18 protein-coding genes are annotated in these 25147 nt (G+C 57.2%); 12 read left to right on the top strand and 6 right to left on the bottom strand.

From position 1 onward, the window contains the following. Positions 1-27: 27 nt before the first annotated feature. Both rpoC and rpoB read right to left on the bottom strand, forming a co-directional pair. A complete protein-coding gene (gene rpoC, locus D6851_RS06135; protein ID WP_120324028.1) occupies positions 28-4341 on the bottom strand; it encodes a DNA-directed RNA polymerase subunit beta' in 4314 nt (1437 codons plus the stop codon). Between the two features lie 77 nt (positions 4342-4418). Beyond that, positions 4419-8582 (bottom strand): DNA-directed RNA polymerase subunit beta, encoded by a 4164-nt coding sequence (gene rpoB / locus D6851_RS06130; protein ID WP_120324027.1) that lies wholly within the window; start codon positions 8580-8582, stop codon positions 4419-4421. A gap of 457 nt (positions 8583-9039) precedes the next feature. Here rpoB and D6851_RS18190 point away from each other — a divergent pair, with 457 nt between their 5' ends. The 5 genes from D6851_RS18190 (at position 9040) to rplL (ending at position 11285) form a co-directional block, all read left to right on the top strand. Further along, positions 9040-9171 carry a hypothetical protein gene (locus tag D6851_RS18190; RefSeq protein WP_274379048.1) on the top strand — a complete coding sequence of 44 codons (132 nt, stop codon included), beginning with the start codon at positions 9040-9042 and terminating at the stop codon, positions 9169-9171. Between the two features lie 36 nt (positions 9172-9207). Further along, entirely contained in the window at positions 9208-9747 is a 540-nt protein-coding gene (locus D6851_RS06120) for a DUF2975 domain-containing protein (protein ID WP_120324025.1), read from the top strand. After that, positions 9747-9977, top strand: a complete 231-nt coding sequence (locus D6851_RS06115; RefSeq protein ID WP_120324024.1) for a helix-turn-helix domain-containing protein — start codon at positions 9747-9749, stop codon at positions 9975-9977. Before D6851_RS06120 ends, D6851_RS06115 begins: the two co-directional genes overlap by 1 nt. A 339-nt stretch (positions 9978-10316) precedes the next feature. Next, complete coding sequence (gene rplJ / locus D6851_RS06110; protein ID WP_120324023.1) at positions 10317-10832, top strand: 50S ribosomal protein L10; 516 nt, start codon at positions 10317-10319, stop codon at positions 10830-10832. Positions 10833-10907: 75 nt separating this feature from the next. After that, entirely contained in the window at positions 10908-11285 is a 378-nt protein-coding gene (gene rplL / locus D6851_RS06105) for a 50S ribosomal protein L7/L12 (RefSeq protein ID WP_120324022.1), read from the top strand. Between the two features lie 105 nt (positions 11286-11390). Here the strand turns inward: rplL and D6851_RS06100 are convergent, their stop codons facing one another. Continuing rightward, a complete protein-coding gene (locus D6851_RS06100) occupies positions 11391-11870 on the bottom strand; it encodes a c-type cytochrome (protein WP_238473969.1) in 480 nt (159 codons plus the stop codon). A 191-nt stretch (positions 11871-12061) separates the two neighbouring features. Here D6851_RS06100 and D6851_RS06095 point away from each other — a divergent pair, with 191 nt between their 5' ends. The 3 genes from D6851_RS06095 (at position 12062) to groL (ending at position 15601) form a co-directional block, all read left to right on the top strand. Then, positions 12062-13459, top strand: coding sequence for an MATE family efflux transporter (locus D6851_RS06095; RefSeq protein ID WP_120324021.1), 1398 nt, complete (start codon positions 12062-12064; stop codon positions 13457-13459). Between the two features lie 152 nt (positions 13460-13611). After that, positions 13612-13899: a co-chaperone GroES gene (groES, locus tag D6851_RS06090; protein WP_120324020.1), complete on the top strand. Its 288-nt coding sequence runs from the start codon at positions 13612-13614 to the stop codon at positions 13897-13899. A 58-nt stretch (positions 13900-13957) separates the two neighbouring features. Next, on the top strand, positions 13958-15601 hold the full coding sequence (groL, locus tag D6851_RS06085; protein WP_120324019.1) for a chaperonin GroEL: 1644 nt from the start codon (positions 13958-13960) through the stop codon (positions 15599-15601). Positions 15602-15779: 178 nt separating this feature from the next. On the opposite strand, the gene D6851_RS06080 is transcribed toward groL, so the two are convergent. After that, positions 15780-17444, bottom strand: a complete 1665-nt coding sequence (locus tag D6851_RS06080) for a GGDEF domain-containing protein (protein WP_183030007.1) — start codon at positions 17442-17444, stop codon at positions 15780-15782. A gap of 231 nt (positions 17445-17675) precedes the next feature. On the opposite strand from D6851_RS06080, the gene D6851_RS06075 reads away from it, so the two are divergent. Next, entirely contained in the window at positions 17676-18083 is a 408-nt protein-coding gene (locus D6851_RS06075) for a baeRF12 domain-containing protein (protein ID WP_120324017.1), read from the top strand. Between the two features lie 237 nt (positions 18084-18320). Continuing rightward, positions 18321-19325, top strand: coding sequence for a serine hydrolase (locus D6851_RS06070; RefSeq protein WP_238473968.1), 1005 nt, complete (start codon positions 18321-18323; stop codon positions 19323-19325). 136 nt (positions 19326-19461) lie between these two features. Here the strand turns inward: D6851_RS06070 and D6851_RS06065 are convergent, their stop codons facing one another. After that, a complete protein-coding gene (locus D6851_RS06065) occupies positions 19462-19728 on the bottom strand; it encodes a hypothetical protein (protein ID WP_120324015.1) in 267 nt (88 codons plus the stop codon). A gap of 262 nt (positions 19729-19990) precedes the next feature. On the opposite strand from D6851_RS06065, the gene polA reads away from it, so the two are divergent. Next, complete coding sequence (gene polA, locus D6851_RS06060; RefSeq protein WP_120324014.1) at positions 19991-22861, top strand: DNA polymerase I; 2871 nt, start codon at positions 19991-19993, stop codon at positions 22859-22861. Positions 22862-22947: 86 nt separating this feature from the next. Then, entirely contained in the window at positions 22948-24048 is a 1101-nt protein-coding gene (locus D6851_RS06055) for a mechanosensitive ion channel family protein (RefSeq protein WP_120324013.1), read from the top strand. Here D6851_RS06055 and D6851_RS06050 read toward each other — a convergent pair. After that, complete coding sequence (locus D6851_RS06050) at positions 24014-25126, bottom strand: acyltransferase family protein (RefSeq protein WP_120324012.1); 1113 nt, start codon at positions 25124-25126, stop codon at positions 24014-24016. The genes D6851_RS06055 and D6851_RS06050 overlap by 35 nt on opposite strands. Between the last annotated feature and the right edge of the window lie 21 nt (positions 25127-25147).

The raw sequence follows: 25147 nt of genomic DNA, 5'->3' as shown, positions 1-25147 counted from the left end.
GTTTCTCTTTCAGCGTGTCAAAGCAATTCAGGCTTCATCGTCGGGCGTTGCCGCTTCGCCTTCATCGCTCTGCTCCAGATATTCACCGGCATCGGCATCGAGGCCGTGCGTCTCGCCTTCCATCCGGGCCAGCGGATCGTCGCCGACGGCCGCTTCGGCACCCTGCTGGAGTTCCGCTGTATGCTCTTCCTCAGCCGTTTCGGCTGCTACCAACGCTTCCTGCATCTTGCGATACTGAGCACGGATAGCGGCATCGCGGCTGGATGCAGCCACGCGAACGCGGTTCATACCAGCACCGGTACCGGCAGGAATGAGACGGCCAACAATGACGTTTTCCTTGAGGCCGACCAGCGTGTCCTTTTTACCTTCAACCGAAGCCTGAGTAAGAACGCGGGTGGTTTCCTGGAAGGAAGCAGCCGAGATAAAGCTGCGGGTCTGCAAAGAAGCCTTGGTGATACCGAGAAGAATCGGCTTACCTTCAGCCGGCTGCTTACCGCGGCCGAGCTTGGCATTGAACTCAAGCATTTCTTCCAGATCGACCTGTTCGCCCGGTAGCAATGTGGTGTCACCGCCATTGGTGATTTCAACTTTCTGCAGCATCTGGCGAACGATCACCTCGATGTGCTTGTCGTTGATTTTCACACCCTGCAACCGGTAGACTTCCTGAATTTCCGCAACCAGATATTCGGCCAGCGCTTCGACGCCGAGAACTTCCAGAATGTCATGCGGATCGGGCGAACCCGAAATCAGCGTGTCACCCTTCTTGACGAAGTCGCCTTCCTGAACGTCGATGACTTTGGTCTTCGGGATCAGATATTCGACCGGATCGCCCTCTTCCGGAACAATCGCAATCTTGCGCTTCGCCTTGTAGTCACGAACGAATTCGACACGACCCGAGATCTTGGCGATCACGGCGTTGTCCTTCGGCTTGCGGGCTTCGAACAGCTCGGCAACACGCGGCAGACCGCCGGTGATGTCGCGCGTCTTGGCCGCTTCACGCGATGCACGGGCGAGAATGTCGCCGGCTTCGACCTGCTGACCGTCTTCGACCGAAAGCGTGGTACCCGGCGCCAGCATATAGCGCGCGGCTTCCGTTTCGTCCGAAGCGTCGTTCAGAAGAGTCAGGCGCGGACGCAGATCTTCCTTCTTGGACCGGCCGGTTGCACGATATTCGGTAACGACGCGCTGGGTCATGCCCGTAGCTTCGTCGGTACGTTCTTCCATGGTCTTGTTTTCGGCAAGATCCTGATACCGCACGATACCCGATTGTTCGGTGATGATCGGCAGAGTGAACGGATCCCATTCCGCCACGCGATCGCCTTCCTTCACCGGTGCGCCATCCTCAAACATGAGCATGGTGCCGTAAGGCAGACGATGGATGGCACGTTCACGTCCTTCGGCATCGATAATCGCCATTTCGCCATTGCGGGCGAGCGACAGACGACGACCGCGCTTATCGACGATGGTCGGCATGTCACGATATTCGATCTTACCGTCCGAAATCGCTTCAAGATGCGAGGTTTCGTTAAGCTGCGCCGCGCCACCGATATGGAAGGTCCGCATGGTGAGCTGCGTGCCGGGTTCACCGATGGACTGCGCCGCGATCACGCCGACAGCCTCACCGATATTGACCGGCGTACCGCGGGCGAGGTCACGCCCGTAGCATTTGCCGCAAACACCCTGCGTCGCTTCGCAAACCAGCGGGGAGCGAATCTGCACACTTTGCGTTTCGGCTTCCTCGACGGCCTTGACCATCGGTTCGTCCAGCAATGTGCCGGCTTTGACGATTACTTCGCCGGTTGCTGCATTGACGATATCTTCAGCCGTGGTGCGGCCAAGGATACGCTCGCCCAGCGATGCGATCACCGAACCGCCCTGAATGATAGCCCGCATTTCCAGCGAGTTCTCAGTCTTGCAATCCTCTTCGACGATCACGCAATCCTGCGACACATCGACCAGACGGCGGGTCAGGTAACCTGAGTTCGCCGTCTTCAGAGCCGTGTCAGCCAGGCCCTTACGAGCGCCGTGGGTTGAGTTGAAGTATTCAAGAACGGTCAGACCTTCCTTGAAGTTCGAGATAATCGGCGTCTCGATGATTTCGCCGGATGGCTTGGCCATCAGACCGCGCATACCGCCGAGCTGCTTCATCTGGGCCGGGGAACCACGGGCACCGGAATGGCTCATCATATAGATCGAGTTGATCTGAGCCTCACGACCGTTCTCGTCCTTCGGGCGAGCCTTCAGGTCTTCCATCATGGCATTCGCAACCTGATCGCCGCAGCGGCTCCAGGCATCGATGACCTTGTTGTACTTTTCCTGCTGGGTGATGAAGCCATCCTGATACTGCTGCTCATAGTCAGCAACCAGCGTCTTGGTCTGCTCGATCATTTCGGTCTTGGAAGCCGGAATGATCATGTCGTCCTTGCCGAAGGAAATCCCCGCACGGCACGCATGACGGAAACCGAGGCCCATGATCGCGTCGGCGAAAAGCACGGTGTCCTTCTGACCGGTGTGACGATACACTTGGTCGATCACGTCACCGATGTCCTTCTTGGTCAGGACGCGGTTGATGACTTCAAAAGGCACAGTGTGCTTCTTCGGAAGGCATTCGCCAATCAGCATACGACCCGGCGTGGTCTCCACGCGCTTCATATACTGATTGCCATCTTCATCGGTCTGCGGAACACGGGTGGTGATCTTGGAGTGCAGCGTCACGGCACCGACATGCAGCGCCTGATGCACTTCCTTCATATCTGCCAGGACTTTGCCTTCACCCGGCTCGCCTGCACGATCCATCGAAAGGTAATAGAGGCCCAGCACCATGTCTTGCGAAGGCACGATGATCGGTTTGCCGTTGGCGGGCGAGAGGATGTTATTGGTCGACATCATCAGCACACGCGCTTCAAGCTGCGCTTCGAGGCTCAGCGGCACGTGAACGGCCATCTGGTCGCCGTCAAAGTCGGCATTGAAGGCCGAACAGACCAGCGGGTGAAGCTGAATGGCCTTCCCCTCGATCAGCACGGGTTCGAAAGCCTGAATGCCGAGACGGTGAAGCGTCGGCGCACGGTTCAGCAGAACCGGATGCTCACGGATCACTTCGTCGAGAATGTCCCAAACTTCCTTGCGTTCCTTCTCGACCCACTTCTTGGCCTGCTTCAGGGTCATGGAAAGACCCTTGGCATCGAGGCGGGCATAGATGAACGGCTTGAACAGTTCGAGCGCCATCTTCTTGGGCAGGCCGCATTGATGCAGCTTGAGTTCCGGGCCGGTCACAATCACCGAACGGCCCGAATAGTCGACACGCTTACCGAGCAGGTTCTGCCGGAAACGGCCCTGCTTACCCTTCAGCATATCGCTGAGGGATTTGAGCGGACGCTTATTGGCCCCGGTAATGACACGGCCGCGGCGGCCATTATCGAACAGCGCATCAACCGATTCCTGCAACATACGCTTTTCGTTGCGGACGATGATGTCCGGCGCACGCAGCTCCATCAGGCGCTTGAGACGGTTATTACGGTTGATGACACGACGATAGAGATCGTTAAGATCGGAAGTCGCGAAACGGCCGCCATCGAGCGGCACCAGCGGGCGCAGTTCGGGCGGAATGACCGGCACGACATCGAGAATCATCCATTCGGGACGGTTGCCCGATTCGATGAAGCTTTCGACAACCTTGAGGCGCTTGATGATCTTCTTCGGCTTCAGCGTGGACTTGGTCTCAGCCAGTTCCTGAAGCAGATCTTCGCGTTCCTGTTCGAGGTCGAGATCGATCAGCATCTGCTTGACAGCTTCGGCGCCGATACCGGCTTCGAATGCGTCTTCGCCATATTCGTCCTGCGCATCGAGCAGTTCATCTTCAGTCAGAAGCTGGAACTTTTCGAGCGGGGTCAGGCCCGGCTCAACCACTACATAGCTTTCGAAATACAGCACGCGTTCGAGCTGCTTCAACTGCATATCGAGCAGCAGACCGATGCGCGAAGGCAGCGATTTGAGATACCAGATATGCGCCACCGGGGCAGCCAGTTCGATATGGCCCATGCGCTCACGGCGCACCTTGGTCACGGTGACTTCGACGCCGCATTTTTCGCAGACGACGCCCTTATACTTCATGCGCTTATACTTACCGCACAAGCACTCGTAATCCTTCACCGGACCGAAAATACGGGCGCAGAAAAGGCCATCCCGCTCCGGCTTGAAGGTACGATAGTTGATCGTTTCCGGCTTCTTGATTTCGCCGAAGGACCAGCTGCGAATGCGCTCCGGGCTCGCGATCCCGATTTGAATCTGGTCGAAAGTCTCGGGTTTGGCGAGCTGGTTTGTGAATTTGGTCAGTTCGTTCATGTCTCACATCCCTTGCGGGTGAAATTTTCTGGCGGGAGAGAAATGGGGCGACCCCGCGAGGAACCGCCCGGTTTCTCTTATTCCGCCGCCTCCGGCAGAGCATCATCGTCATCGTCGTCATCGAGCGACGAGAGTTCGACATTGAGGCCGAGGGAACGCATTTCCTTAACGAGCACATTGAAGCTTTCGGGGATACCGGCTTCGAATGTGTCATCGCCCTTGACGATCGCTTCATAGACCTTGGTACGGCCGACCACGTCATCCGATTTCACCGTCAGCATTTCCTGCAGGGTATAGGCAGCGCCATAGGCCTGAAGGGCCCAGACTTCCATTTCCCCAAAGCGCTGACCACCGAACTGCGCTTTACCACCCAGCGGCTGCTGCGTGACAAGCGAATACGGGCCGATCGAACGGGCGTGGATCTTGTCATCGACCAGATGGTGCAGCTTGAGCATGTAGATATAGCCCACTGTCACCTTACGATCGAACGCCTCACCCGTACGTCCGTCAAGCAGCGTTACCTGGCCCGATGTATCGTAACCGGCTTTGCGCAGCATCTGCGACACATCGGCTTCACGCGCACCGTCAAAGACCGGTGTCCCCATAGGCACACCATTTTTGAGATTGCCTGCCAGCTCGACCACTTCGGCGGTCGTCCGGCTTTCAATATCGGCGTGATAATGTTCGCCATAAACATCTTTGAGGCGGTCCACCACAGCGCTCGGCGGAGCGGCGGTTTCCGGATCGGGATTAGCTTCACGCCAGTCCTCAAGTGCCGTCTGCACCTGCTTGCCGAGACCGCGAGCTGCGAGCCCCAGATGGGTCTCGAAGATCTGTCCGACATTCATACGTGAGGGCACACCCAGCGGGTTGAGCACGATATCCACGGGAGTACCATCTTCCATGAAGGGCATATCTTCTTCGGGAAGAATGCGGCTGATCACACCCTTGTTACCGTGACGGCCGGCCATTTTGTCGCCCGGCTGCAGCTTGCGCTTCACAGCAACGAAGACTTTGACCATTTTGAGCACGCCCGGTGCCAGTTCGTCACCGCGTTCGAGCTTCTCGCGACGATCTTCGAACTTGTCCTTGATGCGTTTAACGGTCTCGTCATAGTCCGCCTTCACCGCTTCAAGCTGGCTCTGCATATTGTCATCGGCAACCGCGAATTTGAACCATTCATGGCGTTCGACCGATTCCAGAATTTCAGCCGTGATTTCCGTGCCTTTCCGAATACCCTTCGGAGCCGCGCTGGCAGTCTGGCCAAGCAGCATTTCCTGCAGACGATTATAAGTCGCCCGGTTGAGAATGGCGCGTTCGTCTTCGCTGTCCTTTTTGAGGCGTTCGATTTCCTCATTCTGGATAGCACGCGTACGGTCATCGATTTCGATACCATGCCGGTTGAAGACACGGACTTCGACGATGGTTCCGGCCACACCCGGCGGCAGACGGAGCGAGGTGTCGCGCACATCGCTCGCCTTTTCGCCGAAGATGGCGCGAAGAAGCTTTTCTTCCGGCGTCATCGGGCTTTCGCCCTTCGGCGTAATCTTGCCGACCAGAATATCGCCCGGATGCACTTCGGCTCCGATATAAACAATGCCCGCTTCGTCGAGATTGCGCAGGGCTTCCTCGCCGACATTGGGAATATCGCGCGTAATGTCTTCCGGCCCGAGCTTGGTATCGCGCGCCATGACTTCGAATTCTTCGATATGGATCGAAGTGAAAACGTCATCCTTCACGATCCGTTCGGAGATCAGGATGGAGTCTTCGTAATTGTAGCCATTCCAGGGCATGAAGGCGACGAGGCTGTTCCGGCCAAGAGCGAGTTCACCCATATCGGTCGAAGGACCGTCGGCAATGATGTCGCCCTTTTCGACCACATCGCCGACATTCACCAGCGGACGCTGATTGATGCAGGTATCCTGGTTCGAACGCTGGAACTTTTCGAGCGTGTAAATATCCACGCCCGGATTGCCTGCCTCGATGTCGCCGCTCGCGCGGATCACGATACGGGTGGCGTCAACCTGATCGATCACACCCGCCCGCTTGGCGACGATTGCCGCCCCGGAGTCACGAGCCACGGTCGCTTCCATACCGGTGCCGACAAACGGCGCTTCGGCGCGTACCAGAGGCACGGCCTGACGCTGCATGTTAGACCCCATCAGAGCACGGTTGGCGTCATCGTTTTCCAGGAAGGGAATAAGTGAAGCGGCCACCGAAACGAGCTGTTTGGGGCTGACGTCCATCAGCGTCACTTGCTCGCTCGGTGCCATGGCGAATTCGCCATTCTGACGAGTGGAAACCAGCTCTTCGACAAAGCTGCCATCTTCGTTCAGTTCAGCCGAAGCCTGCGCCACCGTATGCTTCTGCTCTTCCATCGCCGAGAGATAGACGACCTCGCTGGTGACTTTATGATCCTTCACGAGACGATAAGGCGTCTCGATAAAGCCATATTTATTCACCCGCGCAAAGGTAGAAAGCGAATTGATCAGGCCGATATTCGGGCCTTCGGGCGTTTCAATCGGACAGATACGGCCATAATGGGTCGGATGAACGTCGCGGACTTCGAAGCCGGCACGTTCACGGGTCAGACCACCCGGCCCAAGCGCCGATACGCGGCGCTTATGCGTCACTTCGGACAGCGGGTTCGTCTGGTCCATGAACTGCGAGAGCTGCGAAGAGCCGAAGAATTCACGTACCGCTGCCACGGCGGGCTTCGCATTGATGAGGTCGTTCGGCATGACGGTAGAAACGTCGACCGAAGACATACGCTCCTTAACCGCACGTTCCATGCGCAGCAGGCCAACGCGATACTGATTTTCCAGAAGCTCACCGACCGAACGGACACGGCGGTTGCCGAGATTGTCGATATCGTCGACTTCGCCTTTGCCATCCTTCAGATCGACCAGCTCCTTGACCACCGCAAGAATATCTTCCTTGCGCAGCGTCGTCACTGTGTCTTCGGCATCGAGGCCCAGACGCATATTGAGCTTCACACGGCCGACAGCCGAGAGGTCATAGCGCTCACCATCGAAGAACAGACCTTCGAAAAGGGCTTCAGCGGTTTCCTTGGTCGGCGGTTCGCCCGGACGCATAACCTTGTAGATCGCTTCAAGGCCTTCATCACGGTTTTCAGCCTTATCGGCTTTCATCGTGTTGCGGATCCATGGACCGGTGGTCACATGATCGATGTCGAGCAGAACCAGCTGATCTATCCCGGCAGCATCGAGCTTTTCGAGGTTTTCAGGCGATACTTCATCGCCCGCTTCGATATAGATGCGACCGGTTGATTCGTCGATGAGATCCTTTGACGCATAGCGGCCGAAGATTTCTTCTGTCGGGATGAGCAGTGTTTCCAAGCCGTCTTTGGCGGCCTTGTTCGCTGCACGCGGGGAGACCTTCACATTGGCCGGAAAGACTTCCTCACCCGTATCGGCATTGACCAGTGGGAAGCTCGGCTTGATGCCGCGCCATGCTTCAGCGACGAAAGGAATCTTCCAGCCATCCGGGCCGCGCTCCCAGGTCACCGTATTGTAGAAATATTCGAGAATTTCCTCGCTATCGAGGCCGAGCGCATAAAGCAGTGCCGTAACCGGCAGCTTACGCTTACGGTCGATGCGGACATTCACGATGTCCTTGGCGTCGAATTCGAAATCGAGCCAGGAACCACGATAGGGAATTACGCGGGCAGCGAAGAGATATTTGCCCGAGGAGTGCGTTTTACCGCGATCATGGTCGAACAGCACACCCGGCGAACGGTGCATCTGGCTGACGATCACGCGTTCCGTGCCGTTAATCAGGAAGGTACCGTTGCCCGTCATGAGCGGCATATCGCCCATGTAAACGTCCTGCTCCTTAATATCGAGCACAGAGCGGGTTTCAGTTTCCTGATCGACTTCGAACACGATGAGACGCAGCGTCACTTTCATCGGCGCAGCATAGGTAATGCCCCGCTGACGGCACTCCACCGTATCATATTTCGGATCTTCGAGTTCGTAATGCACGAAATCGAGTTCCGCAGACCCGGCGAAATCGCGGATCGGGAAAACCGAACGCAAGGTCTTTTCGAGACCCGAAACGTAACCGATATCCTTGTTGGAGCGCAGAAAGTGCTCATAGCTTTCACGCTGAACCTCAATGAGGTTCGGCATCTGCACCACTTCGTGAATGTCACCGAAGATCTTGCGGATGCGCTTCTGCTTGCTGCCGGTATGTTCCGGTGCGTTCGCCTTGGTCGCCATATGTGCGTTGGACCTCTTCGCTTGTCGATTCGGAACCGGATCGCTGGAACCGATTCGTCCTAATTTCATGCCACGCGCAGATGTGGCCCACAGAGACGACAACAGCTGCAAAGACACACGAATCCTAACGGATCCCTGCCTTTTACAGCTCTGTTTCGCGTCTATGGAAAACCGGCCCTTCCATTCCTGGCCGAACCCCCGCGCCGGGTTCGGCTTGCTCGAAGCAAACCGGCATGTGGGGCTGGATATAGGTTTTCACCTTGCACCTGTCAATGTGCGGACAAGGCAAAAATCCCGGATTCAAGCGCCTCTCGCCATTGCTAAACCGAGCCAAAAACAGCGTTACATATCATATATCAATGTGCTTATTATCGTTTTTCAATATTATTGTTTGACAATAAGAAATCACATCCTTATTGAATATCGATATTGAACATATCGGAGAACGAAAATGCACATGCCCAAATTCACCCTGAACGGTCTCGCTCTTGTCAGCGCCGCTCTACTCACTTTTGCCGGCTTCCAGCAGGTTCTGACCGTGCCGCAGGCCCATGCAGCCACATTGGTAAGCACCCCCTTCCTCGCCTGAACCGGTCACAAACATTAATTCCAAGGAGCCTTCGTCATGCGCGCTCTCTCATCCGACCCTTTACTTGCAGCCGCCCGTGTCATTCTGCTTATTTTTCTCGGTGCCATAGCCATAGGCGGCGCGGCGGTTACCATCGCGCTGCTGGCATTGCCGCTATATCAGGGCCCGCTGCTATACGAGCTGGCCGCCAGCGGCGTCACACCGGGCGCTGAATTTGTCTGGGTCCTTGCACTCCTCTTCCTGCTTGCCCTCGCGGTTCTGGCAATGGCTTTCTACTTTTTCCTGCTATTGCACCGTATTGTGAACAGCGTGGGCGAAGGTGATCCTTTCATAGCGGACAATGCCCGACGCCTTACGCGGATGGGCTGGACTGCGCTGGTAAGCCAGCTTGCTACCATTCCCCTGGCCGCCGCCGCATCCTATATAGCCGCAATCGCCGCCGATGCCGGAGAAAACACTCATTTCGACTCCAGTTTTTCGATTGACGGATTGCTGCTGGCATTGGTGCTCTTCATTCTGGCCCGCGTCTTCCGCAAGGGTACTGAAATGCGGCAGGATCTGGAAGGAACCGTCTGATGCCAATCGAAGTGAAACTGGACGACATCCTGCATGATCGTCGCATGACCCTCACCGAGCTGGCCGACCGCGTGGGCCTGACTCTCGCCAATCTCTCCATCCTGAAGACGGGCAAGGCAAAAGCCATCCGTTTCAGCACACTGGAAGCAATCTGCCGCGAACTCGATTGCCAGCCCGGCGACCTGCTCGGCTATGAAGAAAGTGGGGAAACCGTCGAAGCAGCCGAATAGCATTCAGGCTTGACTCTCTCACCCAGCAAACTAAAGGCCCTGCCCTGACCGGCGGGGCTTTTGTCTGCCGGTCGTCCGTCCGAGACAGCTGGTGCGTCCAATTAGGGGTGCTTAATTTCCGGCCTAGACGGGGAAAAGAGTTTTCGGGCAGCCTTCACAGGAAGAACTGCCTTTTGCACCAGTCGGTGTGCCTCCTTCCCTAGTCACGGACTCGCCTGCGTCGGATCATCCGGCGTGGAGCTTTCGTGTGTTCTTCATGCGAAAGCAAGCAAACGAAGCCGGTCACGGAGCTTTCGGAGCGATCCGGGAAGCAAAATGACCATAGTGAAGGAGTACGGCATGGATCGTTCGCAAAAAACCGAATCGGTCGCCCAGCTCAACGCGGTCTTCAAAGAGGTTGGCGTGGTGGTAGTCACCCGCAATCTCGGCCTGTCGGTGGCTCAGTCCACCGAACTGCGCCAGAAGATGCGTGACGCCGGTGCGTCCTACAAGGTTGCGAAGAACCGCCTTGCCACAATCGCTCTCAAGGACACGCAGTACGAAGGTCTGGAAGAATATCTTTCCGGCCCGACTGCTCTGGCCTGGTCAGAAGACCCGGTCGCAGCCGCCAAGGCTGCCGTGGACTTCGCCAAGACGAACGACAAGCTCGAAATCGTCGGCGGATCGATGGGTGGCGAGAAGCTCGACGAAGCCGGTGTGAAGGCCCTCGCCTCCATGCCTTCGCTCGACGAGCTGCGTGGCACGCTGGTGGGCCTCATCAACGCTCCGGCGACGAAAATCGCCCGCGTTGTCAGCGAGCCCTCCGCCAAGCTGGCTCGCGTGTTCGGTGCCTATGGCGCCAAGGACGCAGCATAAGCGGTTTTACGCAAGCGTACATTCTCCCGGCACCGCAATCGGGCCGGGCACATCATCTGACTGGAGTACAATACCATGGCTGATATCGCCAAGATCGTTGAAGAACTGTCGCAGCTCACCGTGCTGGAAGCTGCTGAACTCGCCAAAGCCCTTGAAGAAGAATGGGGCGTTTCCGCTTCCGCAGCCGTTGCCGTTGCTGGCCCGGCCGCTGGTGGTGCCGGTGAAGCCGCTGCTGAAGAAAAGGACGAATTCGACGTCGTTCTGACCGGCGACGGTGGCAAGAAGATCCAGGTCATCAAGGAAGTCCGCGCCATCACCGGCCTGGGCCTGACCGAAGCCAAGGCTCTTGTCGAAGGCGCACCGAAGCCCGTCAAGGAAGGCGTTGCCAAGGCAGAAGCCGAAGAAATCAAGAAGAAGCTCGAAGAAGCCGGCGGCACCGTCGAACTCAAGTAATTGGGTTGGGGCCGGGTTGCCGGCCCCGCTTTTTCTCTCCTTCGAGAGACAGAAAAAGGGTGGCACCTTCGCGGCGCCGCCCTTTTTATATTCCGGCGCTCTCTTTTAGAGCGACTTGATATACTCGATAATCTGCTGACGCATTTCCGGGTTTTTCATACCTGCATAGCTCATACGTGTACCGGGCACGACTTTACGCGGGTTCTCGATATAAGCATCGAGCGTCTCATCATCCCAGACAAGGCCCGATTTCATCATCGCCGGGCTAAAATTGAACCCTTCGACATCACCCGCCTTCTCACCGTAAATCCCTGCCAGAGAGGGGCCGATCATATTCTTGCCCGGCTCCGCCGAATGGCAGATCGAACATTGTGCAAAGGCCTTGGGCGGGCCGGATGCGGGATCATAGGCTGCCGCTTCGTCCGATGCCTGCGCCATCGAACCGTTCCCTGCCGCCGCGTTTGCGGTATCGCCTTCCGCAGTTTGCGAGGCGGCAGAGCCCTCAGCTTCTTCCGAAGCACCACCCCCGCAGGCCGCCAGCACCCCGGCCATAATAGAGCAGGTCACCAAATTCTGAATTTTCACCGTTACACTCCCGAATAATCACGATCGTTACTATAGTCCTGATCCGGCTATGCAAGGGCTGTTAATGCAATCCGGCGCGGGCCCGGCAATATCGGTCGCAATGCAATCGCTTTCACGCATGACGGAAATCCGACAATCACGGATAATAGGACTCGCCTCTGCCATAAAGCCGCCCTATCCGGTCCGGCTCTATGTCGATCGTCCACCCTCGATCCATCGGCTATACCGCCGATAGCTGGCGCGCCGAACTGGCAGCCACCGTGCGCCTTGCCGCGCCACTGGCGCTGGCAGGATTGTTGCAAATGGCAATCGGCGCGATGGATGTCATGTTTATCGCCCGCCTCGGCCCGCTCCCGCTAGCCGGAGCGAGTCTGGCGGTAGCTTTTCAGGGCACGCTGTTATGGAGCCTGTGCGGGCTGACGGGTTCGGTTGCAGCGCTGATCGCCGAGGCGGTCGGCCGGAAAGGTCCGGCAATCCGTGAAGTAAGACGGGCGACACGCATGGCGTTCTGGCTGTCGGTCCTGGTTGGCCTGCTTGGCATGGTTCTGTGCTTCAATGGCGAGTGGATTATGCGCATGACAGGCCAGCCACCGGAGGTCGCAATGCCTGCATCGACTTATCTCGACATCATTGCCTGGGCCTTCGTTCCGCAGCTTATTGCCAATGTCTTGCGCAATTTCGTCTCTGCTCTTGGGCGCCCTTTCTTTGCAACGATGATTGCGCTGGCTGTTCTGCCGGTCAATTTTATCGGCAATTACATTCTGATTTTCGGCGCCTTCGGCGCGCCCGAAATGGGGCTGGAAGGTGCAGCATGGGCCAGCGTTATCACCGGTATAGCAACCATGGCGGCCTTCGTCCTCGCGATCCAGCACAACAGGCGGTTACGGCGTTATCATATATTCGGCAATTGGTGGCGGCCCGAATGGGAAGGCTTCAAGGCGATTGTCCGGATCGGAACACCTGTCGCCATCACTATTATCGCCGAAGCCGGACTGTTCGGCTCCGCCGCTTTCCTGATGGGCAATATCGGGGCGCTGGAACTTGCCGCCCATACGCTGGCACTCAATATCGCTGCACTGGCCTTTCAGATACCCTTCGGCATCGGGCAGGCCGCTGTTATTCGCGTCGGCTACCATTATGGCTCTCGTAACCGGGAGGCTATAGGTCGCGCCGGATGGGCGGCCATTTCATGTAGCCTCGCTTTCGTTGCCGTCACCGGAGGCGGCATGCTGTTTACGCCGGAATTACTATTATCAGCGTGGATCGACCCCGCCGATCCCGCCAATCATGCGCTGGTCGCTCTGGCTGTCAGCTATCTGGCGATTGCCGCTGCCTTCCAGCTCTCCGATGCTTTGCAGGCCGTCGCCATGGGGGCTTTGCGCGGCCTGCAGGATACGCGCGTACCGATGGCCTATGCCATACTCGGCTACTGGGCCTGCGGCTTCACGCTCGCCCTCTATCTCGCTTTCGAAACACCGCTTGCCGGGCTCGGCGTATGGATCGGTCTCGCTACCGGTCTCAGCCTGGTCGCCATAGCGCTGATGCAGCGCTGGATCAGACGTGAAAAGCTGGGGTTGATCCGGCACTGATACCGATTGACCGCAATTTTCATTGCGGTGTCAAAAAAATTGCCCAGCCAGTCCTTGACGGCGCTCTTCATCCCAACCATATCCGCGCCGCTGGCACTCTCACACCGAGAGTGCCAAACCTGATAATCAACTCTTAGGAAGAGGTCATCAATATGGCATTCCGTCCGCTGCACGACCGTGTTCTGGTCCGCCGCATCGAAGCCGAAGAAAAAACGGCTGGTGGCATCATCATCCCCGATAGCGCCAAGGAAAAGCCGAGCGAAGGCGAAATCGTCTCTGTTGGTTCCGGCGCCAAGGCCGAAGACGGCACGGTGACTCCGCTCGACGTCAAGGAAGGCGATCGCGTCCTTTTCGGCAAGTGGTCAGGCACCGAAGTCAAGGTCGACGGTGAAGACCTGCTTATCATGAAGGAAAGCGACATTCTCGGCGTGATGGCCTGAGCCACTCGTCATTCGCTTTAATCTTTCACGAAACATTTCAAATTCCAGGAGAAAATAGATGGCTGCCAAGGACGTGAAATTTTCGCGCGACGCGCGTGAACGCATCCTCAAGGGCGTGGATACGCTCGCCAATGCCGTGAAAGTCACGCTCGGCCCCAAGGGCCGCAATGTCGTGATGGACAAGAGCTTCGGCGCTCCGCGCATCACCAAAGACGGTGTTTCTGTCGCCAAGGAAATCGAACTGAAGGACAAGTTCGAGAATATGGGCGCTCAGATGCTGCGCGAAGTGGCTTCCAAGGCCAATGACAAGGCCGGTGACGGTACAACCACCGCAACCGTGCTCGCTCAGTCGATCGTGACCGAAGGTATGAAGTCGGTTGCCGCTGGCATGAATCCGATGGACCTCAAGCGCGGTATCGACCTCGCTGTCGGCAAGGTCGTTGACGATCTGCACAATCGCTCCAAGGCCGTTTCCGGCTCCTCCGAAGTGGCTCAGGTCGGCGTGATCTCCGCCAATGGCGATAAGGAAGTCGGCGAAAAGATCGCAGAAGCGATGGACAAGGTCGGCAAGGAAGGCGTCATCACCGTCGAGGAAGCCAAGGGCCTCGAATTCGAACTCGATGTCGTTGAAGGCATGCAGTTCGACCGCGGTTACCTGTCACCTTATTTCGTGACGAACCCGGAAAAGATGACCGTCGAACTCGACGATCCGTACATCCTGATCTTCGAAAAGAAGCTGTCCAACCTTCAGTCCATGTTGCCGATCCTCGAAGCGGTCGTGCAGTCGGGCCGTCCGCTGCTCATCATTGCAGAAGACATCGAAGGCGAAGCACTGGCAACACTCGTGGTCAACAAGCTGCGTGGCGGCCTGAAGATCGCTGCTGTGAAGGCTCCGGGCTTCGGCGATCGCCGCAAGGCTATGCTGCAGGACATCTCGATCCTGACCAATGGCGAAATGATCTCCGAAGATCTCGGCATCAAGCTGGAAAGCGTGACGCTGAACATGCTCGGCCAGGCCAAGCGTGTCACCATCGACAAGGATAACACCACGATCGTCGATGGCGCCGGCAATGCTGAAGACATCAAAGCCCGCGTCGATCAGATCCGTGCCCAGATCGAAACCACCACGTCCGACTACGACAAGGAAAAGCTCCAGGAACGTCTGGCCAAGCTGGCTGGCGGCGTTGCCGTCATCAAGGTTGGCGGTGCGACCGAAGTCGAAGTGAAGGAACGCAAGGACCGCGTCGACGACGCTCTGCACGCAACCCGCGCAGCCGTCGAAGAAGGCATTGTCCCGGGCGGCGGCACGGCTCTGCTCTATGCAGCCAAGGCTCTTGAGAACCTGACCGGCGAAAACGAAGACCAGACCCGCGGCATCGACATCGTTCGTCGCGCCCTGCAGGCTCCGGTTCGCCAGATTGCCGAAAATGCCGGCCATGACGGTGCTGTTGTCGCCGGCAAGCTGATCGACGGCAATGATGACACGCTGGGCTTCAACGCTGCGACCGACGTTTACGAAAACCTCGTCGCCGCCGGTGTGATCGACCCGACCAAGGTCGTCCGCACGGCTCTGCAGGACGCTTCCTCGGTGGCTGGTCTGCTCATCACGACCGAAGCCGCGATTGCGGAAATTCCGGAAGACAAGCCGGCAGCTCCTGCCATGCCCGATATGGGCGGCATGGGCGGCGGCATGGGCTTCTAAGCCCGGCGCTTCCAAAGCTGACAGGAAAGGCCCGGAGAGAAATCTCCGGGCCTTTTCGTATGTGCGAGCGACGCGCAGACAGCTACCCGATCATGTGTCCGGCAGAGACGACGCTGCGAAAAGGAAGAACCTCGCCGCCCCCAGAAACCGCAGATCTACGGTTCCCGCGCGCAGCACCTTAAGCCGCAGCAGGCCGTTCGAATATAATGATCGAATGGCCGTTATTCTGGCTATAGCAAATGCGATTGCGCCCCAGCCCTTTTGCCCGATAAAGCGCCGCATCGGCGGAGCGATAGGTTTTGGGCAGACTCCCTTCCTCGGTCTGAGCCAGCCCCGCACTCATCGTTACAGGGTCTTCGAGCACCGGCACTTCGCTCGCAATCGTTTCCGAAATAGCCTGCCGCAATCCGTCCAGCACCTCGCTCACAACGTCGCCTGACCTGCCGACAATCAATGCCCCGAATTCCTCCCCGCCGAGACGCCAGGCCCGTACCAGAACGCGATCTTCCACGGCAGCGGCCAGTTCCCGGCCGATCACCTTCAGCACCGCATCGCCGATCAGATGTCCATAACGGTCATTCACTTTCTTAAAGTGATCGACATCGAGCAACACCAGATGATCGTCATGCATCCATTCCTGCTGATCGAATGACCGCCGGTTGGGCAGGCCGGTGAGGCCATCGGTTTCCGCCAGAACCGTCAGTTCATTATGGCTGGCCACGGCCTTGTCCCGTTCGCCGCGCAATTGCGACACACGCCAGGCCACCGCCATAACCATCACAATGGCTTCATATCCCATCGCGACATAGAAACCGAAATCCCATTCTACCGGTGCGCTATATAAATTCAGGCCGCGGAATACCCGCTCCACCGCCATCGCTATGGGCAAAGCCCAGGCAAGGATAACATATTGCACTGCCCGGCTGTTGCGTCGCCAGGCCTGAATACACAACGCCACGAAAAGCAGCGCACCGGGCACGAAAAACAGATGATAGATCGGCCGTATTCCGAAAGCCATTTCTCTCCCGAAAAGCGGTACGAAAATAGCCGCGAAACAGGCCAGCGGAAAGAAAGCCAGCCCCAGCCAGCGCATCACCGGCGCCACTGCTTCGCGTTCCAAAAAAGAAAACAAAAAAGGCACCAGCATCGCCATCGACATGGCCGCTGCCCCGTAAGACAAAATGGAACGGACCCAAAGTGTCGTTTCCGGGAAAAACACAAAAATCAGCGAACTGGATGCTACGGTGTAAATCGTCAGAAGTATGGCGATAAAAGCGTGATAAAGAACGAACCGCGCATGCATGACCACAAACAGGCTGACACTGTAAAACGCCGCCAGCAGCATCATCCCGACAATCAGCGCAAAAACGATCATCGCGGTAAGCTTTTCCGCATCGGCGGCTGCGCCACGGTCGAGCTCCATCATTCGGGTGACCAGAGAGCCCATGGGCCGATCGACCCGGACATATAGCGCAGATAGCGGCTTGCCATTCGTTTTCAGCGGCAATGTGAACCATGTTCCCGCGCCAAAATTTTGCGCTATGGCGCGGCTGTCATAATACCGGGAAACAGACGATCCATCGGTAAATTCCATATGAAGCTGCAAGCCTTCAAACGCCATCGCATCGCTTGCAAGACGCAAATCCTCAGTGCCGGCATAATCGCTTGTCAGATTGCGGGCATCGACCCGTATCCAGACATAGGGATAATTTGCGTCGCCGATATCCGGCGAGCAGTTCCAGCTGGATTTCTGTTTGGCGATACGGATATCAACGGGACGCTCACCTGCGAGCAAACAGCTTTTCTGATAGAGCGGTTCAGCCGCATTGCCGGCGCCCGCCATCCCTAAAAAAATAACCGCCAAAGCTACGTAAAATAGAACAAGCCCCCGTTTCATACTTAACTTTTCGTAAATCGCCTTTTCTTTTTGTAAAGCAGAAAGTAGCATTCTAATCTCTGCTAGAGCGAAGCATCGCTACAATAAAAATGGAACTGGAAATATCCTCATCATACCGGGCACATTGTCTTTGCACGAACGTTGGTTTCCAGAACGTGAAAGAGAGGAGAATGGTAGATGAAATGTCCGCACAAGGCGCATGTTGCCGTCGTCGATGGTACTCGCTTCGTGATAATGCGGAATAAGGGGCAGGTTTTTGAACCGAAACTGGAAACAGTCTGTACGCCCAATCTCGAAACCACCAATTTCAGCGCCGGAGTTCGTCATCAGGACGATGCCGGACAGCGCCTCGGACGAACCGATCTCAACGAGCTGGCCCATGCTGCGGCCGCGACTGAATGGCTGAATCAGCAGGCCCTGGATGGCAAGATCGATCAGTTGCTTATTATTTCCGATCCCAAAACACTGGGGGAAATGCGCCGGCATTATCATCAGGAATTGCAGCAAAGGCTGGTTGGCGAAATCGCCAAGGCCGTTGCGCACGAGCCTGTTCCAGTGATTGAGAAAGTTCTGGCAGTGAACTGACCGGCTTACAGCAATCCGGTTAAAATCAATCTGGTTGAAATATTGAGAGCGGCGGAGACTTTTCGCCGCTCTTTCCATGATTCGGATCGGTCGGTTCTGGAAGTCAATTTATGCGCAAAATCACTGAGTTCCGGCAATTCAGCGGTAATTCTTAACGGTCTGTCCGATAATGATTTGTTAAGTTACTATCTGCAACGTTAAGATTTCTAAAGAAACAATCCGGTATAAATGAGGGCCATGAAAACAAGACTGTTCCATCGGATCGCAACCGGACTTGCTCTTGCCACAGCCATCGCAGCTCCCGCGCAGGCTAATGAGCAAACGCTGGAAGCGGCATTCGACACCGCACTGGGCACCGACCTTCGGGCGCCACGCAATTATAACCCCGACTATTCCAATCCGCTGGAGCAGAAGGTTGCGCTTCTGGCCAATGGGGAAGAAGGCCGCATCGGCGTGGCTGCCATCGACCTGTCTTCAGGGCACGAAATTGCCATTCTCGGCAATCAGCGCTTCCCGATGGCGAGCACGAGCAAGATTGCCATCGCTGCGACTTTCCTCGACGGCGTCGATAAGGGCAAGCTCAGCCTGACCAGCGAATATCCGCTGATGATCCCGGTCAGCTCAAAACCCTTTTCTTCCAAAGTGGCACCGGTGCGTAAGGGTCAATATCTCAGTGCCCGACGCCTGATGGAACTGATGCTGACGCGCAGTTCCAATTCGGCGACCGATGCCCTTCTCGCTGCTTTGGGCGGACCCGATGTGGTCAGCAAATGGGTCCATAGCAAAACCGGTATTACCGATTTCCAGCTGTCCCGCGATATTGCCACACTGGTGCGTGACGATGGCGAAATCGATCCGGTCGCCCAGATCGATCCGCGGGACAGCGCAACACCGCTTGCAATGGTTCAGCTTCTGAAAGGTCTGTATCAGGGCGAGTGGCTGAGCGAAAAGAGCCGGCGCTTTCTGATCGATACGATGGAACAATGCCGCACCGGCAGGCGACGTATCCCCGCTCTGATGCCCGAGGATGTGACCATTGCGCATAAAACCGGCTCGCTGCACAATACGTCGAGCGATATCGGCATTCTGACTGCACCTAACGGCAAATCCTATGCCGTGGCCATCTATGTGACAGGACAGGGAACGCGGGCCAATCGCGAAGCCAAGATCGCACATATCGCGCGTGCCATCTATGATGGCTACAGCAAGCCGACGACCCACTGGGTCAATGCCGAATATTGAGCCTGACGCGCTTCCTTTTCTAAGGACGAAAGGCCGATACAGATAATTCTGTATCGGCCTTTTTCATATCCGGCAGGCATGAAAAAGGGGCGCCGCTCTATAGCGACACCCCTCTTTCATGCGATAAAGCGCGCTCTTACTGAGCAGCTTCGTCCGTTGCTTCATCAGCTTCGTCGGCTGCTTCATCAGCAGCGTCGGTTGCTTCGTCAGCAGCTGCATCAGCCGCGTCAGCAGCTTCGTCACCAGCAGCTTCAACAGCGTCGCCAGCGGCGTCGAGGTTGGAGGCAGCGTCGTCCATTGCGGAATCAGCAGCTTCGGTGGTTGCGTCTTCGGTGCCTTCCGAGCAAGCCGCGAGGGACAGGGCAGCGCCGGCAACGGCAGCAGCGAGAACGATCTTGCGCATTTATAAAAATCCTTAACAGCGAGTGGACTGTGCACGGCAACAGGCCGTACGCAAAGCCGCCCGTCATGGGCGGCTTCGGATTAGCTAAATAATCGTGTCATGGACGCTATGCAAGACAAATGGGGCCCCAGAGCATAATCGCTCTGCAACCGGACAGCTTTCGCCCCCTTATAGTGATATGTCTTCTCTAGGACTGAATTACGTCAAGACTATGGCGGGAATTGCGGCTGACCTCGTCGCAATCCCCTGCTAGCAAGCTTGTATGTCGGACAAGCAGCACCTCTATCTCGTCGATGGCTCAGCCTATATTTTCCGGGCATATCATCGACTTCCTCCCCTGACCAATCCGGAAGGAACGCCGGTTGGCGCGGTCTATGGCTATACCACCATGCTCTGGAAGCTGGCGGAAGAGCTTCACAAAGCCAATGGGCCCACCCATCTGGCCGTCATTCTCGACAAGGCTTCCAAATCTTTTCGCAATGACATTTATGAAGATTACAAGGCCAATCGCCCCCCGCCGCCAGAAGATCTGGTGCCGCAATTCCCGCTGATTCGCGATGCGACTCGTGCCTTTTCACTCCCCTGTATCGAGGAAGAAGGGCTGGAAGCCGATGATATCATTGCCTCTTATGCCCGCGCAGCGACACGCAAGGGCTGGGATGTCACGATCGTCTCATCGGACAAGGATCTGATGCAGCTTGTCGGCACCTGTGCTGAAAACAAGGACGATCCTGAATTTCCCGGCGGTGGCTGCGTCGACATGCTCGATACGATGAAGAACCAGCGCATCGGCCCGGAAGAAGTGGCGGATAAATTCGGCGTACCACCTGAAAAAGTGGGTGACGTCCTCGCGCTGATGGGGGATTCGGTCGACAATATTCCCGGTATTTTCGGCGTTGGCCCGAAAACCGCCACCAAACTGATCCAGGAACATGGCAGTCTGGCCGCCGCTCTGGATGCAGCGCCCGACATGAAGAAATCCAAACTGAAAGAGCGCCTGCTCGAAGGGCGCGAAATGGCCGAACTGAGCCGGATTCTCGTGGCGCTTAAAGAAGATGCGCCGCTCCCGATGCCTATGGAGGATTTCAGACTCAATGAAATTCCCCCTCAGCCGCTGATCGACTTCCTTTCGACGCATGGCTTTTCCAGCCTGCTCAAACGCGTAGAAGCCGGCACGGGCAGCCCCGCACGGCCGACCGAACTCAATCCGGCCAAAGCCGATAGAGACAAGGAAGCGGCCCCTTCTTCACCCGAGGGCAACCGGCAGCCGCTCCCCGACATGCCCGCCGTGGATCGCTCGGCCTATATCTGCGTGCAGGATGAGGCGACGCTCGAAGACTGGATCGCCCGAGCCTTTGCCGCAAGGGAAATCGCCGTCGACACCGAAACCAGCGCGCTGGATGCCATGGGCGCCGATCTCACAGGTATCAGCCTGGCCATCGGTCCGAACGAAGCCTGTTACATTCCTCTGGGCCATGGCGGCAGCGATATGTTCGCCGAAAAGCCCGCTCAGGTCCCGTTAGAGCGCGCTGTGGCCCTGCTCAAACCGCTGCTCGAAAGCGACGCCGTGCTCAAAGTCGGGCAAAATATCAAATATGACATCAATGTACTGGCCCGGCACGATATTGCACTGGCTCCGATCGAAGACACGATGGTTCTCAGTTTCGATCTCGATGCGGGCCGTTCGGAACAGGGGATTGGCGGGGGCCACGGGATGGACGAATTGTCCGAGCGGCACCTTGGCCATACTACGATGAAGTTCAAAGATGTCTGCGGTACCGGCAAGAAGGCCATTCCTTTCGGGGAAGTCCCGCTCGACAAAGCGACAGAATATGCCGCCGAGGATGCCGATGTCACCTGGCGGCTTTATCAGCATTTGCGCCCCCGTCTCGCTGCTGAAAGCGGGACACGAATTTATGAAAGGGTCGACCGTCCGCTTATCCCGGTCGTGGCCGGAATGGAGCGCGAGGGTATCAGAGTCGACCGGGACGCGCTGGCCCGCCTGTCACAGGAATTTTCCGAAAGGATTGCCGGGCTCGAAAAAGATATTCACGAAATCGCCGGTGAAGAATTCACCATTGGCAGCCCCAAGCAACTGGGCGCCATCCTGTTCGACAAAATGGGCTATAAAGGCGGACGAAAAGGCAAGAGCGGTCAATATTCCACCGATCAGGCCATTCTGGAGAAACTCGCGGCGCAAGACGCACCTATCGCAAATAAAGTGCTCGAATGGCGCCAGCTCGCCAAACTGAAAAGCACCTATACCGATGCGCTTCAGGCGGCGATCAATCCGCGCACCAACCGCGTGCATACCAGCTATTCGCTGGTCGGCGCGCAGACCGGGCGGCTTTCTTCCACCGATCCCAACTTGCAGAACATCCCGATCCGCACCGATATCGGCCGTCAGATCCGTAAGGCGTTCGTGCCGGAAAAAGGCAATGTGCTGCTCGCGGCGGACTATAGCCAGATCGAATTGCGGCTCGCCGCCCATATGGCCGATGTCCCCCCGCTGAAAGAAGCTTTCGACAAAGGAGAGGATATTCACGCCCGCACGGCTGAGGAGCTGTTCGGCACGGTGGATCGCGACACACGCGCCCGCGCAAAAACAATCAATTTCGCGATTCTCTACGGTATTTCGCGTTGGGGGCTGGCGGGCCGTCTGGGTGTGGAAGCCGATGAAGCCCAGGCGATGATCGACCGCTATTTCGAACGCTTCCCCGGGATCCAGCGCTATATCGTCCGTACACTGGAAGAGGTGCGCGAGAAGGGGTTTTCGGAAACCCTGTTCGGACGCAAAACATGGTTCCCGCGGATCGGTTCTAAAAACCAGAACGAAAGGCAGGGCAGCGAAAGAGCTGCCATCAATGCGCCAATTCAGGGCACCTGCGCCGATATTATCAAACGCGCCATGGCCCGTATGATGCCAGCTCTCACGGAGGCCGGTCTCGGCCATGTCCGCATGCTGCTGCAGGTTCATGACGAACTGGTCTTCGAACTACCTGAAAGCGATGTAAAGGCGGCCAGTACGGTGATCGAACGGATTATGGGTGAAGCCGCTCTGCCGGCTGTCTCGCTCGATGTACCGCTGGCTGTCGAAATCGGAACCGGCGCCAGCTGGGATGACGCGCATTAAAAAATAGCGGATCGGGACATACCCCTATCGGGGAACCATTTCGCGCTTGCAGCATCGTTTTTCATAAGACGGGCTGCAAGCGGGTGATGATGAACTATCTCGATACTTATCTCGAAGACTTCCCGAGCTGGGCGCCTATGGCGATGCGCGCGCTCATCGCCGGCATTCTGGCCGTCACCATAGCTCTGCTGATCCATCATGTTTTGTTCCGCCTGCTGCGGCGCTTTGCCAAGGCAAGCGACACCAAATCGGACAATATTGTGGTCCGAAGGCTAGGTCGCCCCAGCCGTTATGCGATGATCGCTCTTGCGCTGGTGATGGCCGGACACAGTATCCCGACGCTCGAGGAATTCTGGGAAAGCATCAGCGGAATTGTGATGCCGCTGCTGATCGGCTGGATGGCGGTGGCCATTCTCCATGCGCTGATCGAAGCGATGATTCTGCGTAACGATATTTCCATGCCCGACAATCGCGCCGCCCGCCGCCGCCGGACACGACTTTCCATTTTCAGCCGCATTGCCACCTTCCTGATCGTCTTCATCACGATCGGCCTGATGTTGCTCGCCATACCCGGCGTGCGCGATATCGGTGTGACTCTGGTAGCCTCGGCCGGGCTCGCCGGCCTCGCCGTAGGTGCCGCGGCGCAACCGGCGCTGAAATCGCTGATCGCCGGCTTCCAGATGGCTCTGACAGAGCCGGTGATTGTCGGTGACGCTGTCATTATCGGCGGGGAATGGGGCTGGGTCGAGGAAATCCGCACCACGTATGTGGTTGTAAAAGTCTGGGACGAACGGCGTCTGGTGGTGCCGACATCGAAATTTCTCGATGAAATTTTTCAGAACTGGACCAAAACCACCTCGGAATTGCTCGGGACGGTCTATCTCTATGTCGATCCGCTGACCGATCTTGAGGCCATTCGCAAAAAATATATGGAGCTGGTCGAGAGTAATGACCGGTGGGACGGGCGCGTCAAACATATGCAGATCACCGATCTGACGCGCGATGCCGTAGAAGTCAGACTGTTGATGACCGCCCGGGATTCGCCCACATTATACGATCTGCGTTGCGATATTCGCGAAGCCCTGATCCGGTGGATTCGCGAAACCAGACCCGAAGCGATCGTTCGTCAGCGCATCCAGCCCGAAGGCGGCCTCACATTGCGAGACGAGCGTCATTCTCAGGCCTAGGTCTGCTCAGTCTGCCACCGCTCAGAATGCGGGCAGCCGCAGGCGCGTAGCGCCGAAGGGCCATGCCCACGGGCATGATCACCGCCAGTACCAGGAAAGGCTGGGCCAGCAGATAGAACGGATATAGTGGTGCGCCCAGCTTGCCGAACACCTGCCCGAGCAAAGGCCCTCCCAGCCACATCAGGATGAGATGCGCACAGAAATAAAAGAACATGAAGGGTTCGATTTTCAGGAGCAGAGTGCGCAACGGGCTGGCGGTCAAAGCCCAGGCAATTCGCCAATAGGCAAAGATTGCGGCGAGACGCACGACCAGATCCAGCAATCGGGATTCGGCGCTGCCCAGTTCCCAGTCGATGATCTGCGTCAGATAGATCTGGACGGGCAGGCACAGGAGGAAAGGCAGCACAGCAAGAGCGAGCGGCCATTGTGTGACCCGGGCCGCCAGATCGCCTCGACGCGCGAGAATGCCCAGCGTGAAGAAGAACAGGATCGACACACGCAGAATGACCGGTGCGCCCAAATCGAAAATATGGCCGATCGCGGACAGGGCAAGCACCGCGATCAGCGCCCGATTCGGCCAGCGGACGAGCCAGGGCGCGACAGTCATGCACAGGAAAAGATCGCGCAAAAACGGCATTTGCACATTCATGTTGGGAGTGCGGGTGAGAATGAAGATTTCCTCGATCACCCAATATAGCGATGGCGGAGTCGGTATTTCCAGATCGAACAGCCATCCCGACCCGCAGATCAGCAGCAGAGCCAGCGCATTCCACAGGATCATGGGGACAAGAATCGTCCGGGCCTTGCGGGCGACATGGTGCGGCCAGTTCTGCACGCGGGAGGAGCCCGCCACCAGCCAGCCCGAAATCAGACCCAGCAGCGGCACGGCGCTGCGGCCGAACATATCCATCAGGGTCCAGCGGAAGATTTCCTGCCCCGAACCGCGCGCCAGCTCCAGTTCGTGACCGGTCAGCCCGGTCCAGCCATGGACATAGACAATACCCATGATGCAGATAACCCGCGCCACACCGATGGCATCGGATCGCCGCGCCGGGTCGATCGCCAGTTTTTCAGACAAGCCTTTTTCCCAGATAAGGGC

Source organism: Altericroceibacterium spongiae, from assembly GCF_003610805.1.
In the GTDB taxonomy this organism is placed as follows: Bacteria; Pseudomonadota; Alphaproteobacteria; order Sphingomonadales; family Sphingomonadaceae; genus Altericroceibacterium; species Altericroceibacterium spongiae.
Note: the sequence above shows the minus strand (reverse complement) of the source record. Positions and strands in the feature narration are given on the sequence as shown.